The organism is Pseudomonas sp. PP3, assembly GCF_905336995.1.
In the GTDB taxonomy this organism is placed as follows: Bacteria; Pseudomonadota; Gammaproteobacteria; order Pseudomonadales; family Pseudomonadaceae; genus Aquipseudomonas; species Aquipseudomonas reinekei.
Window position 1 is genome coordinate 437,199 of the sequence record NZ_HG995459.1, and the last position, 13,165, is coordinate 450,363.

The following is a 13,165-nucleotide window of genomic DNA, read 5'->3' on the forward strand; positions in this document are numbered from 1 at the left end:
TTCTGATTCCCTGAAAACGTCTCTTCGATACTAAGCGTCTGGGCGCTGGATGTCTTTATGGCAGAGAAATCTGTGACAAAGACCAAAATGCCATCATTCATTTAGCGCGGCGTTGTCTTCTTTGTGTAATCTGGAATCAAGCGATGCGCAGTGGCTTCAATGAGCTACCGTTTAGTGCCTGTTTGTGCTGTTACCGGGTCTTGGGGTTTTGGCTGAAAACACGTCGGGTAGCCGCCCGCTAAGGATTTTCAAGCATGCCGCGATTGCATCGAGCCTTTGCTTTGATTGGATTGCTGTTGCTGACTCACAGTGCGGCAGCGGAAAAGCTGCGGCTGGTGGCTGACGCCTGGCCGCCGTTTACCGACGCGACATTGGTCAATGGCGGTCTGGCCACGGACATTGTCAGCACCGCACTGGCGCGGGCCGGTTATGCCAGTGACTTCGAACAGGTGCCTTGGGCGCGCGCCCTGCTGGGCGTGAGCGAGGGCCGATACGACGTGCTGGTCAACGCCTGGTACACCGAAGAGCGCACGAAACTGGGAAAATTCTCCAGTGAGTACCTGGTCAACCGCGTGCGCTTTCTCAAGCGCAAAGACGCGCCCATCGAATTCAACAATCTGCAGCAACTGCATACTTATCCGATTGCTGTGGTGCGAGGGTACGCCTACTCACCGGCCTTCGATGAAGACCAGTCGCTGCAAAAGATCCCGGTGCACAGTTTCGCGATGGCCGTGCGCATGGTTGCCGCCGACAGGGTCAAGCTGACCCTGGAAGATGAATACGTCGCACGTTATTACCTGGCCCGTGAGCCCGCCAAAGTGCGCAATGCCGTGGAGTTCCTGCCCAAGCCGCTGAGCGAGAATGGTTTGCACATCCTGGTCAGCCTGAAGAACCCCAGGCATGAGCAAATCGTCGCCGGCTTCGACCGGGCGATAGCGGCGATGAAGGCGGATGGGAGCTATGAGCGTTTGCTCAAGCAGCATGGGATGTAGATGGGGCTGCAGGCTTCATCGCTGGCAAGCCAGCTCCTACAAGGCATTTTTGCTAGGCACAGATCCTGTGTGCATCACCGGACACTGTGGGAGCTGGCTTGCCAGCGAAGAGGCCAACCCAGCCAGCGCAAATCTCAATCCTCACTCGTATCCTTGATCAAATGCGCGGCCAACGTCCGCAACGGCCCCAGCTGCCGGCAGATCAACGCCAGTTGTGTCTGTACCAGCCGTTGCCCTTCATCGATTTCATCGGGCATCTGCTCAAGCTCATTGGCCAGCGCTTCTTCCTCATCGCTCTGAATCGCAATCGCCGATTTGCTCGCCAGGCCTTGGGCGATTTCGTCGATGCTGACGGCCAGTTTCACCCCGGCACCTTCGATCAAGTGCTCGCGTACATCCGCCGGCAATAGGGTTTCGCGATGCGCGCCCAGACCAGACAGGTAACTGAGCAAGGTGTGCGACAACACCAGAAAACGGAAACCCACATCCGCTTCCTTACGGAAATGCCCTGGCTCCATCAGCATGTTGGCCAGGGTGGTCGACAGCGCGGCGTCGGCGTTGTGTGCGTTGCGCCGGGCCAGGCGATAGGCCAGGTCGTCGCTTTTCCCGGCGGCGTATTGCTGCATGATCTGGCGCAGGTAAATGCTGTTGCAGGTCAGCGTGTTGGCCAGCACTTTGTTCAGGCGTCGACCCTGCCAGTCCGGCAGGAACAGGAACACCGCCAGCCCGGCGATCAGGCTGCCGAGCAAGGTATCGAACAGCCGTGGCAGGAACAGCCCGTAACCGTCGCCCACCTGGTTGAAGCAGAACAGCACCATCAGGGTGATCGCCGCCGTCGCCAGCGTGTAGCGAGTGGTGCGGTTGGTAAAGAACACCACCCCGGCGGCGATGGCGAAGCATGACTGGATCAGTGGATTGGGGAACAGGTCGAACAGCGCCCAGGCCAGGGTCAGGCCGATGGCGGTGCCGATGATCCGCTGGCCGAGCTTGCGGCGGGTGGCGCCGTAGTTCGGTTGGCAGACAAACAGCGTGGTCAGGATGATCCAGTAACCCTGGGACGGGTGGATCAAATGCACCATCGCGTAGCCGATGCTCAAGGCCAGGGGCAAGCGCAGGGCGTGGCGGAACAGCAGCGACGTTGGCGTCAGCTGCGTGCGCAAACGAATCCACACATCCTTGAGGTTGCGCGGCGAGCGGTCGAGCAGGCTGCTGTCTGTGGCGTCCGCCAGCGCGTCGGGGTTACTGGCATCGCTCAGCAAGCGGTCGAGGGTGCCAAGGTTCGCGGCCAGCGCCCGCAATGAGCGCAGCAACCCGCGCCAGGCCGGGTTGCTCTGGATGCGCAAATGTTCGAGGGAGGCGTGCAGGTCGCTCAGCGCTTCAGCGAAGCTGGCGTCATAGATGAATGGCTGACGCATCTGGATCGACTCGGCCAGTGCGCGACAGGCCTTGCCTTGCTGGCGCAACAGGCGCTGACAGCGGAACAGCACGTCACTGTGGAAGAACGCGTCGGCCAGGGCGTTGTAAGGGTAATGCGAAGAACTGGCGCGCTCGTGGATGTCCTGGGCGAGGAAGTACAGCTTCAGGTAACGGCTGACCTTCGAGCCCGGCCGACCGTTGCCGACCCGGTGCAGAATGATTTCCTTGGCCGCGTTGAGGGCCGCCACCACGCGCCCGTTCTGTTGCGCCAGCTCCAGTCGCCGTGCTTCCACGTCCATCTGCCGGATTGGCTCGAACAGTGAGGATTTCAACTTCAGGTAAAAGCCCAATTCGCGGAACAGCCGCGCCAGGCTCTGCTGCACCGGCTGGTTGGAAAACAGCGCTTGCCACAACACCGACAGCACGCCGTACCAGGCCGCACCGGCCACCAACAACAGCGGCTCGTGCCAGAAATCGGTGACCGCGCCACCGCGCTGGTCCACGCCGATCATGGTGTAGACCGACAGGATCAGCGTCGCCGAGGCAATCGCGCCATAGCGTTCGCCCAGTGCACCGAGCATGGTCAGGCAGAACGCGGCGAGGGCGAAGGCAACGATGAAGAGGTAGGGGTAGGGAAACAGCAGTTCGACAGACAGGGCGGCAACGGCAAAACACACCAGCGTCACCGCCAATGCGTTGAGGCGGCCTTGCCAACTGTCGTCGGTCTCGGCCAGGGCACTGGCGATAATTCCGAGGAACAACGGGATCAGCAGCCCCATTTCATCCTGATACCAACACAGTGCCATGGTGCCGGTCAGGGCAATGAACACCCGTACGCTGTAGCTGAATTTATCCAGCGCCCAAAGGCGACGCAGAGACTGGCTGAACGAAGTCGATGACATGAAGTGCGAGGGCCTTCCGAGGCGATGACGCTAAATTGAGCCACTAATGACGCCGACGCAATGGCGCCGATCACATCAGGCAGCAAAATTTGTTCCTTGATACCACACGCCCGCCTCATTTCTTCAGGCACACAAAGAAACCTGTAGGAGCTGGCTTGCCAGCGATGAGACTGGTACATCCAACATCTTTGTTAACTGTCAGGCCGCCATCGCTGGCAAGCCTGCTCCCACGGGTATTGCGTTGTGTCAGGCGTATTGCGCGGCGGCGTAGCCGGAGGCCCACGCCCACTGGAAGTTGAAACCGCCCAGGTGCCCGGTGACGTCCAGCACTTCACCAATGAAATACAACCCGGGGCTTTTCAGCGATTCCATGGTCTTGGATGAAACCTCGTTGGTATCCACTCCACCCAACGTCACTTCGGCAGTGCGATAGCCTTCGGTGCCGGCCGGCACGACTTTCCAACTCGCCAGTTTTTCGGCGATTGCAGCGATTTCGGCGTGGGTGTACTGCTTCATCGGTTTGGAGACGAACCACTTGTCCGCCAACAGATTGGCCATCTTCTTGGTGAAGATTTCACCGAGCAGGGTTTTCAGCTCGCTGTTGGGGCGCTCGGCTTGCTGCTGTTGCAGCCAGTCTGATGCGTCATAGTCCGGCATCAGGTTGATCTCGACGGTATCGCCGGATTCCCAAAACGAAGAAATCTGCAAAATTGCCGGACCACTCAGGCCGCGGTGAGTGAACAGAATGTTCTCGCGAAAGCTCTGGTCGTTGCAGCTCACCAGGCAATCCACCGACGTCCCGGACAGTTCGCTGCACAGTTCCTTGAGTTGATCGGTGATGGTGAACGGCACCAGGCCGGCGCGGGTGGGCAGCAGCTCGTGGCCAAATTGCCTGGCCACCTGATAGCCGAAGCCGGTGGCGCCCAGGGTCGGGATCGACAGGCCGCCCGTGGCGATCACCAGGGATTCGCACGTCACCTGGCCGAGGGTGGTGTCGAGCAAGTAACCCTTATCGAGCTTCTCGATGGTCTGGATCGAGGTGTCCAGGTGCAGGCTCACGCCGACCTGATCGCACTCGTTGAGCAGCATTTCGAGGATGTCGCTGGATTTGTTATCGCAGAACAACTGACCAAGTTTTTTCTCGTGATACGGCACGCCGTGCTTGGCGACCATGCCGATGAAATCCCACTGGGTGTAGCGGGCCAGCGCCGATTTGCAGAAATGCGCATTCTGCGAAAGAAAATTGCCCGGTTCGGTGTACATGTTGGTGAAATTGCAGCGGCCACCGCCCGACATCAGGATTTTCTTGCCGGCCTTGTTCGCGTGGTCGAGCAACAACACCTGGCGCCCGCGCCCGGCGGCGGTCAGCGCACACATCAACCCTGCGGCGCCAGCGCCAATGATCACGACTTCGGTAGAGCGCAAAACGGTGTCCTCAAAAATTTTCAAACCAACGCGAAACCTGTAGGAGCCGGCTTGCTGGCGATGCAGACGCTGCGGTCCATCTGTTCGACCGCGTCATCGTTCATCGCCAGCAAGCCGGCTCCTACAGTCGATCAGAGGATGCGCACGCGCAGCGATCGGCCCTTGATCTTGCCGTCGTTCAGGCGCTGCAAGGCCTGCTTGGCGATCCCGCGTTCCACGGCCACGAAGGCCTGGAAGTCAAAAATCGCGATCTTGCCGACCTGGGCACCCGGGATGCCAGCATCACCGGTCAACGCACCGAGAATGTCACCCGGACGAACTTTATCTTTACGGCCTGCACCGATGCACAGCGTGCTCATCTGCGGCAGCAGCGGCCCACCGCCCTGAGAGGTGAGGTTGTCCACCTGATCCCAGGTCAGCGGCGATTTCTGCAACTGTTCGATAGCCTGCGCACGTTGAGCTTCGGACGGTGCGACCAGGCTGATCGCGAGGCCTTTCTCGCCAGCACGACCGGTACGGCCAACGCGGTGGATGTGGATTTCCGAATCACGGGCCAGCTCGACGTTGATCACCATGTCCAGGGAATCGATGTCCAGGCCCCGGGCCGCGACGTCGGTGGCAACCAGTACCGAAGTACTGCGGTTGGCGAACATCGCCAGCACCTGGTCGCGATCACGCTGTTCCAGATCACCATGCAGGCCCACGGCAGAGATGCCCTTGGCAGTCAGGTGATCGACCGTTTCCTGAACCTGCTGCTTGGTGAAGCAGAAGGCCACACAGGAAGCCGGGCGGAAGTGGCCGAGGACCTTGGTCACGGCGCTCATGCGTTCTTCCGGGGAAATCTCGTAGAAGCGCTGCTCGATCTGCGTGTCGTCGTGAAACGCTTCGGCCTTCACTTGCTGCGGGTTGCGCATGAACTTCGAAGCCAGTTGCTTGATGCCCACCGGGTACGTGGCGGAGAACAGCAGGGTCTGGCGACGTTCCGGCGCCTGCATGATGATTTCTTCGATGGAATCGTAGAAACCCATGTCGAGCATGCGGTCGGCTTCGTCGAGGATCAGGGTGTTGAGACCGTGCAATACCAGCGAACCTTTGCGCAGGTGTTGCTGGATGCGCCCCGGGGTGCCGACGATGATGTGCGCGCCGTGTTCCAGCGAAGCGATCTGCGGGCCGAGGGACACGCCACCGCACAAGGTCAGGACCTTGATGTTGTCTTCGGCACGGGCCAGGCGACGGATTTCCTTGGCGACCTGGTCGGCCAGCTCGCGGGTCGGACACAGGATCAGGGCCTGGCAGCCGAAGTAGCGCGGATTGATCGGGTTCAGCAGGCCGATGCCGAACGCAGCAGTCTTGCCGCTGCCGGTCTTGGCCTGGGCGATCAGGTCCATCCCCTTGAGGATCACCGGCAAGCTTTGCGCCTGGATCGGCGTCATCTGGGCATAACCGAGGGAGTCGAGGTTAGCCAGCATGGCGGCGGACAGCGGCAAAGTATTAAATTCGGTGGCGATGGTGGTCACGGGACTGGCCTGCAAAACAAAATGTCGCGCAGTGTACCAGCCCGATGGCCATTCGCCCTAAGGTTCGATGTGCTGTTCCGGACGTTTGACGCGCCGTCCGTCTTCCTTTGAGAGCTGGGAAAAGATCGTCGCGGCCAGCATCGCCATGATGCCTACCGTCACGAATGTCAGCTGGAAGGCACCCAGAACCGTGTCTACACCGTCGTTTCCAATCTCCGCCGTGAACCCGCCCAGCAATGCACCGGCGCACGCAACGCCAAGGCTCAACGACAATTGTGCGACCACAGACAGCAGACTGTTGCCGCTGCTGGCGCTGGCGTCGTCGAGGTCGATCAGGGTCACGGTGTTCATCGCCGTGAACTGCAATGAGTTGATCGCACCGAGAATCGCCAGCAGGCACAACAGCAGCCAGTAAGGCGTCTGCTCGCTGACCAGGCCCATGCTCGCCAGCATGATCCCCAGCGCCAGCGTGTTGCCGGTCAGCACGATGCGGTAGCCCAGGCGTTCAATCATTGGCCGCGCCACCCACTTGGCGATCATCGCCGCAGCGGCCAGCGGCAGCATGCTCATCCCGGCCTGGGACGGCGAATAGCCCAGCGCCACTTGCAGCAACAACGGCACCAGGAACGGCAGGGCACCGCTGCCCAGGCGAGCGAACAGGTTGCCGAGAATCCCGACGGCAAAGGTCCGGGTCCTGAACAGCGATGGCGCGAACAGTGGATTGTCGATGTGCCCGGCGCGCAGCCAATACGCCGCCAGACACGCCATGCCGCCGAACAACAGCAACATCACCCGCAAGTGCGGCAGGTGCAATTCCCCCAGACCCTCCATGGCAACGGTGATCAGAATCATCGCCGCGCCGAACAGCAAGAAGCCCAGGCTATCGAAGCGCGTGCGCTCGGAGCCGCGCAGGTCGGGGATGAATTTCCACACGGCGTAGCAACCGATCAGGCCCACCGGCAGGTTGATCAGGAAGATCCAGTGCCAGGTCAGGAACTCCACCATCCAGCCGCCCATGGTCGGGCCGATCAGCGGACCGAGCAGGCCGGGAATGGTGATGAAGCCCATGATCCGCACCAGTTCCGAGCGCGGGTAGGCACGAAGCACCACCAGCCGCCCGACCGGCAGCATCAACGCGCCGCCCAGGCCTTGAATCACCCGGGCGCCGATCAACTGGGTCAGGCTGGTCGACAATGCGCAGAGCAATGAGCCGAGACTGAACAGCAGAATCGCGCTGAAGAAGATTTTCTTGGTGCCGAAGCGGTCGGCGATCCAGCCAGAGGCGGGAATCAGCAAGGCGACCGTAAGCATGTAGGCGATGATCACACCCTGCATGCGCAGCGGATCTTCAGCCAGGTCGCGGGCCATGGCCGGCAGGGCGGTGTTGAGGATCGTCCCGTCGAGGGACTGCATGAAAAACGCAATGGCGACGACCCACGGCACCCAGCGGGCGGTGACAGGGTCGAGAGGCGGGCGATTGGGCATGGGACCTCTGAGTCAGAAAGTGCTCGGTCCCTGTGGCGAGGGAGCTTGTCGGAACGCCGCATCGTCCTGCTCGGCTGCGCAGCAGTCGTGAATCCGGTGACTGCGGTCTGTCTGATAGTCCGCCGTTGCCGGTTTTGGGGCTGCTTCGCAGCCCGGCGGGAGCAAGCTCCCTCGCCACAGGGTCTTGTGTTTACAGGGTCAGGGTTAGTTTGCTGACCAGCGCCCCCGGCAGCAACGCCGAATCCGTCGCCCGCTGGCTATAGGTACTCGCCGACAACAGCATCTCGCGCTCCTGAGTCAGCGCTTCCAACTGCGACCCGAGCAGACTGAAGGCACTGTCATCGAAACGCATGGTGCTGACCGGCGCTTGTATCTCGCCATTCTCGACCCAGAACGTCGCAAACCGGGTCATACCGGTCAGGCGAGCCGCCGGTTGATCCGAGAAGTTCAAGTACCACAGGTTGCTGATGTACAGACCGGTGCCGAGTTGCTTGAGCACGTCTGCCTCAGGCAAATCACCGGCCTGCAAGTTCAACGCACTCGGCGATTCGCCGCCGCTGGCACCGTTGGCGGTCAGGCCGTATTCGGCGGCGCTGCGCGAGCCGACCATTTGTGCGCCAGCCTTGCCTTCGACAATCAAGCGCAAATCACTGCGTGGGTAACCCTCGTCGGAAAACGCCGGGCTGAGCGAACCACTGACTTTCTCATCCAGCGAAACCAGTGGACTGAACGTCTGATCGCCCGCGTACAGCTTCTGCAGCGGGCTGCTTTTGCTGGCAACCGACTGTGCGGAAAAACCGCCCCAGCACAGCATGCCCATGATCTCCTCCAGTGCGGCGGGGGCGAGATAAGCGCGGTACTGCCCCGGCGGCAATGTGCGCAACGGACGCCCCAGAAACTCAAGTTGCTCGCGGGCCTGCTGGAAGCGCTTGGCAAACCCTTCGCTACTCCAGTCATGCCCGGCATAGCTCGCTTTCACTGCCTGACCGTTTTCATGGAACAGGCTGAAGTCGAAGTTGAAACTGTTGGCCTGATGCCAGCCAAACGCCCCGGCGGAACTCGCAAAACCACGGCTGATCGGCCCGGCGGCATAGAATCCGACCAGGTCCAGCCCTTCAGCGGCGCGGGTGATTTCGTCGACCACTTGCCCGGTGTCCGGCAGTGGATGCTCCTGCACGTTCTTGCTTTGCCAGCCGTTGTAGTTGAGCAGCAGGTACGGGTCCTTCGGCAGCAGCGGCAAGGTTTCACGCAGCTGTTGCACACCTTCGGTCAGACGCTGAAGGTCGACTTGCGGATCGTCCGCCAGGGTGATTTGCAGGTCGGCGTGACGGCCCTCGTTGATCAGTTTCAAACCGATGCTCGCCTGTTGCACTTGCCCGGCCTGCCGCACCCTGGCGTGGTTGAAACGCACGAAGGCCGACGACTCGGCTGCGTAGCTGAGGGTGAACTGTTCCGGTTCGCGCAGGGCTGCGCGCAAACCGGCGACCAAGGCCTTGAACGATTCGACCTGGGCTTTTGAGGCGCTCGTGAAAGTGGTCATCAAGCATCTCCCCCGAACACATCAACGTTACTGAACACGCAGGCGGGCGAAGCGTGACCGACGCGGATCACCTGGTTCGGCTCGCCCTTGCCGCAGTTGGGGGTGCCGAGGACCTTGAAGGTGCTGGCATCGCCGACAGCGCTGAGGCTCTTCCAGAATTGCGCGGAAATCGCCCGGTAATTCGGGTTTTTCACCACACCCTTGAGTTCACCGTTTTCGATCAACTGGCCCCATTCGCAGCCGAACTGGAATTTGTTGCGCGCATCGTCGATGGACCAGGAACGGTTGGTACTCATCAGAATGCCGTGCTCGATGTTGCCGATCAGCTGCTCCAGCGGCTGATCCCCTGGTTCGATGTTGAGGTTGGCCATCCGATCGATCGGCGGACGGTTCCAGCCGCAGGCGCGGCTGTTGGCGACGCCGTCCATTCCTGTGCGAAATTGCGACAGCGCTCCACCCAACGGACGCAGCAGCAGGCCTTCGCGGATCAGGAATTGCTTGCTGGCGGCCGTGCCGTCGTCGTCATGGCCGTAGCTGGCGAGCTGTTCGGGGATGTTCGGGTCGAAGGTCACGTTGAGCAGCTTCGAGCCGTATTGCAGGTGACCGAAGTCTTCAGTCTTGACGAAGCTGGTGCCAGCGTAATTGCGTTCGTCGCCCAGGATGCGGTCCAGCTCCAGCGGATGGCCGATGGATTCGTGGATCTGCAAGATCATTTGGTCAGGCGTCAGCAGCAGGTCGCGAGGACCTTGCGGCGTGTTCGGCGCCAGCAGCAATTGCAGGGCCTGATCGGCGATTTTCACCCCTGCGCCAATCAGCCCGCAGCGGCTGATGACATCAAAGCCACCCTGTTGGCCGAAGTTTTCCCGGCCGAACGTTCGGGTCTGACTGTCATTGCCGTCATAGGCGGTGACATCGAGGCCGGGGTAGACGAAGCGCTGTGCCTGACGCAGTTCGGCGCCGGCACTGCTGAGGTAAATCTGCTCGACATGAGTGATGCCGATGCTCACTTGCCAGTTCACCAGACGCTCGTCTTTGGGCACGGCGGCGGATTCGGCACTGAGCAATGCGTAGCAGTCGCTCAGGGATGGAAAGGGCTGATCGAGGTTGGGTGAAAAGTAATCGGCACGCTCACTGGACACGCCTTGTTCGCGAAGGTCCAGCAACGCGTGAGGCTTGAGCCGGCGGGCCTGCTGTTCGGCACGCTCGAGCGCGGCTTGCAGGCCTTGTTGCGACACGTCATTGGTCGCGGCATAGGCTTCGACGCCGTTCACCCGAACGGTCAACATCGCCCCTTCGTCACGGCTCAGGCTTGGCGGTTCGGCGACGTTTTTGCGCACCGACAGGTACTGACCAGACTCGCGCACATAACGCAGGGAAAAGAATTCAGCGCCCGTGCGCAACGCAGCAAAACGCTGCTTGAGCTGGGGGTGGAAATCAAACATTCGGGAACCTCCTTGGTATGGAGTGACGGCGAAGCGGTGTTGCGAGGGGAGGGGTGAAACGATTGCGTGGCGCTAGATTAGGCCTGTGCGGGGGGAGGATCAAGGGCGGAGCGGTGGAGGAAAAGAGTCTGAAATGGAGAACGCGCGTGACGAGTTGGCTGATGATCGAGTTCGCGAGCAGCCATTGGAGCGTGCCCGCGAACCATCCCACCGTCAGTACAGGGTGCTACGTTCCGCCGTTCAGATAAACGAAAGCAGCAACATAAATGGTTAGGCTGACGAAAAAAGAAGGCAGAATTTTTCTTGTTTTGGCGACCGCGATGAAGGTTCCGACGAGCAAGAATAGTTTCAGGGCATCCAGCGTATCAAATTGCTGTATCAGGGCCAGAGCATCCCTCTTGTTGAACGCTGTGTCATAAATGATGACACCCAACATGGCTTGCGCGCTGTAGCTGATAAATCGATAAAAAGAGCCTTGGGTTTGCGTGAGTGCACTGCTGTTCTTAAAGGCGAAGGGAAGGGCGCGAAAGGCGAAAGCGGTTACGGCGGAAAATGCAATAAGGTGCCAAATTGTCATGGAGCCATGCCGCCTCGTTTTCTGTAAGTGTTTTCAATCAGGACGGTCAATCCGCCGATGATAAAAGGCGTGCAGAGCAAGCTGTAGTCCTTGAATAGATAAACCAGTAGTGGCGCGCAAATGAAACCAAGCCAGTAACTCGATACTTCCGAGTAATGAGGCCAGTGTTTGCCGGCCAAGGCGGTAAACTGCAGCGGTAATAGAAGCGTCATCGCCGCATAAATCACGGGTGAGGTGAGTTTTGCACCGGTGATAAAGCCGATGTAGGTGCAGATGATTGATACACCAAAAATGGGAAGACCAAGGCCGATCATGTAAGCGAAGGCGTGATCGGATTTTTGCTTGAATCGAGTCACACATCCCGTGAATATCGAAGGCGTGATCAGAATCAAGGAGGCCATGGTTTTCGTGGTGGAAGTGCTTCTTATGTAGGGGGCAAGCGTAGCGGAGAGTAATACAAAGCGAGCATTGAGCGCCATGATGATGGGAAGCAATATCCAACCATCGTTATAGCTTTGAATTATTAAAAACTGCAGTGGTGTAGAGAAAATTAAAAGTGTCGTTGCCAGTGCCTGGCTGAGTGTCAGTGATTGTGTCGCGCTTAAAATGCCTATGGACAGGTACAAAAAAATGAACGCGACACCAAAGGTGATTGCATCGCGTGCACCGTCTATAAAGACGTTAAGGGCCGCAGAGCGAGTGGACGAATCTGTAGCCGTCATCAATGGGCCTCCCGCGTTGTGAGGGTTTCATCCAGCAGGAAATATTGCTTTCTAGGGCCTTTGCTTCGAAACAACAACCGAGGCGTTGTATTGAATGTCGAATTTTGTGCTTGTTCTCGAGCCTCGTTGGTATCGATATTCAGCAGCGGGCGTGCATGCAGTATCTTGTGGTTGGCTACGATCAGGAAGGTGCCGGTTTCAGCTAACGAAACCTGGTGTCTGGCGTTTGGCAGACCGGCGCGGATTTTGTCCAGGACGTGCTGGCCACCATTTTTTGCGCGCATCCGCTCACCATGTTCTGCATCAATCCGGAAATCCAGCGAAAAATGAAATCCGTAGAGTTCGGAGTATTCAACTACACGACGAACTCTTTCTTTAAAACCACTGACGTTTTTTCCGGATATGAACGTTGCCTGCATCGTCAACAACTCGCGTATATCCTCGTCGCTTAATTCACTAAGTAGGTCGGCTGGAAAATAATAAGCAGTGGGTGTTTTCGTGATGTCGCGGCAAACAGTCAAGGCAAGGAAATCAACATTCAGGTCTTCATATAAGTCATCAGAGTGCGGTGTGATGCCGCCATGACCATTGCCCCATTCCCGGTGTATTTCTGCAGAAGGTTTGAGATACAGTGCTTTGTGTTCTTCGTACTCATATTTTATATCGGTGAGATGAAACAGGTCAGACAAGGCCTCGTGCACCGTTAAAGCTAATTTTGGCGAGTCCAGGTTGAATGTATTTTTGATACAGACGGCCGCGCATCCGTTAGTCAGTCCTACTTTGTCGAAGTAGAAGGTGTCTTCAGCGTGCAGGTAAGTTAGAAAAAGGTTTACCAGTTGAGTTTTTAAAATATGCGTATCGCAGTGATTGTTCTTTTTCCACCAAGACTCCACGACGCCAGCTATATAGCTGAAGTCCAAGATGATCGTTTTTTCGTTGGCTATTGTGTCTCGGAAGTAACTTATATCTTTGGGTGATTCAGTGTTGGGCATATTTTTATTCTCCATTGAAGCTGCGAGCGTCTGGCTTGAACAGGGCGCGGATAGTAATGGAGGTATTTAATTTCGTGTTAATACATGTGTAACGAGTTTTGTTGAGGGTGAAAAGTTAATTTGGTTACTTGGTGTGAAAAATATTGTTTGTTATA

At 58.5% G+C, this 13,165-nt stretch carries 10 protein-coding genes; 1 reads left to right on the forward strand and 9 read right to left on the reverse strand.

The features are described from left to right. Nucleotides 1–254 precede the first annotated feature (254 nt). Nucleotides 255–992 (forward strand): transporter substrate-binding domain-containing protein, encoded by a 738-nt coding sequence (locus KHO07_RS02000; protein WP_150734209.1) that lies wholly within the window; start codon nt 255–257, stop codon nt 990–992. Between the two features lie 134 nt (nt 993–1,126). On the opposite strand, the gene yccS is transcribed toward KHO07_RS02000, so the two are convergent. The 9 genes from yccS to KHO07_RS02045 all read right to left on the reverse strand — a co-directional run bounded on the left by yccS (nt 1,127) and on the right by KHO07_RS02045 (nt 13,010). After that, the gene (gene yccS, locus KHO07_RS02005) at nt 1,127–3,310 is read right to left on the reverse strand and encodes a YccS family putative transporter (RefSeq protein ID WP_212626349.1); all 2,184 of its coding nucleotides are present in this window, start codon (nt 3,308–3,310) and stop codon (nt 1,127–1,129) included. Between the two features lie 246 nt (nt 3,311–3,556). Further along, complete coding sequence (locus KHO07_RS02010; protein WP_212626350.1) at nt 3,557–4,735, reverse strand: NAD(P)/FAD-dependent oxidoreductase; 1,179 nt, start codon at nt 4,733–4,735, stop codon at nt 3,557–3,559. 131 nt (nt 4,736–4,866) lie between these two features. After that, on the reverse strand, nt 4,867–6,204 hold the full coding sequence (gene dbpA / locus KHO07_RS02015) for an ATP-dependent RNA helicase DbpA (protein ID WP_244858296.1): 1,338 nt from the start codon (nt 6,202–6,204) through the stop codon (nt 4,867–4,869). Nucleotides 6,205–6,309: 105 nt separating this feature from the next. After that, nucleotides 6,310–7,737 carry a multidrug transporter subunit MdtD gene (gene mdtD / locus KHO07_RS02020; RefSeq protein ID WP_075946251.1) on the reverse strand — a complete coding sequence of 476 codons (1,428 nt, stop codon included), beginning with the start codon at nt 7,735–7,737 and terminating at the stop codon, nt 6,310–6,312. 190 nt (nt 7,738–7,927) lie between these two features. After that, nucleotides 7,928–9,277: a TldD/PmbA family protein gene (locus tag KHO07_RS02025; protein WP_212626351.1), complete on the reverse strand. Its 1,350-nt coding sequence runs from the start codon at nt 9,275–9,277 to the stop codon at nt 7,928–7,930. Beyond that, on the reverse strand, nt 9,277–10,719 hold the full coding sequence (locus KHO07_RS02030; RefSeq protein ID WP_212626352.1) for a TldD/PmbA family protein: 1,443 nt from the start codon (nt 10,717–10,719) through the stop codon (nt 9,277–9,279). Before KHO07_RS02030 ends, KHO07_RS02025 begins: the two co-directional genes overlap by 1 nt. Before the next feature lie 226 nt (nt 10,720–10,945). After that, the gene (locus KHO07_RS02035) at nt 10,946–11,296 is read right to left on the reverse strand and encodes an AzlD domain-containing protein (RefSeq protein ID WP_212626353.1); all 351 of its coding nucleotides are present in this window, start codon (nt 11,294–11,296) and stop codon (nt 10,946–10,948) included. Continuing rightward, nucleotides 11,293–12,018 (reverse strand): AzlC family ABC transporter permease, encoded by a 726-nt coding sequence (locus tag KHO07_RS02040; protein ID WP_212626354.1) that lies wholly within the window; start codon nt 12,016–12,018, stop codon nt 11,293–11,295. The genes KHO07_RS02035 and KHO07_RS02040 overlap by 4 nt, the downstream gene beginning before the upstream one ends. Further along, nucleotides 12,018–13,010: a hypothetical protein gene (locus KHO07_RS02045; RefSeq protein WP_212626355.1), complete on the reverse strand. Its 993-nt coding sequence runs from the start codon at nt 13,008–13,010 to the stop codon at nt 12,018–12,020. Before KHO07_RS02045 ends, KHO07_RS02040 begins: the two co-directional genes overlap by 1 nt. Nucleotides 13,011–13,165: the final 155 nt, after the last annotated feature.

Bases quoted from the DNA above. Each gene is read 5' to 3' on its own strand.
- dbpA (WP_244858296.1), bottom strand. From the start codon at position 6,204: ATGCTGGCTAACCTCGACTCCCTCGGTTATGCCCAGATGACGCCGATC.
- KHO07_RS02045 (WP_212626355.1), bottom strand. From the start codon at position 13,010: ATGCCCAACACTGAATCACCCAAAGATATAAGTTACTTCCGAGACACA.
- KHO07_RS02035 (WP_212626353.1), bottom strand. From the start codon at position 11,296: ATGACAATTTGGCACCTTATTGCATTTTCCGCCGTAACCGCTTTCGCC.
- KHO07_RS02025 (WP_212626351.1), bottom strand. From the start codon at position 9,277: ATGACCACTTTCACGAGCGCCTCAAAAGCCCAGGTCGAATCGTTCAAG.
- KHO07_RS02040 (WP_212626354.1), bottom strand. From the start codon at position 12,018: ATGACGGCTACAGATTCGTCCACTCGCTCTGCGGCCCTTAACGTCTTT.
- yccS (WP_212626349.1), bottom strand. From the start codon at position 3,310: ATGTCATCGACTTCGTTCAGCCAGTCTCTGCGTCGCCTTTGGGCGCTG.
- KHO07_RS02030 (WP_212626352.1), bottom strand. From the start codon at position 10,719: ATGTTTGATTTCCACCCCCAGCTCAAGCAGCGTTTTGCTGCGTTGCGC.
- mdtD (WP_075946251.1), bottom strand. From the start codon at position 7,737: ATGCCCAATCGCCCGCCTCTCGACCCTGTCACCGCCCGCTGGGTGCCG.
- KHO07_RS02000 (WP_150734209.1), top strand. From the start codon at position 255: ATGCCGCGATTGCATCGAGCCTTTGCTTTGATTGGATTGCTGTTGCTG.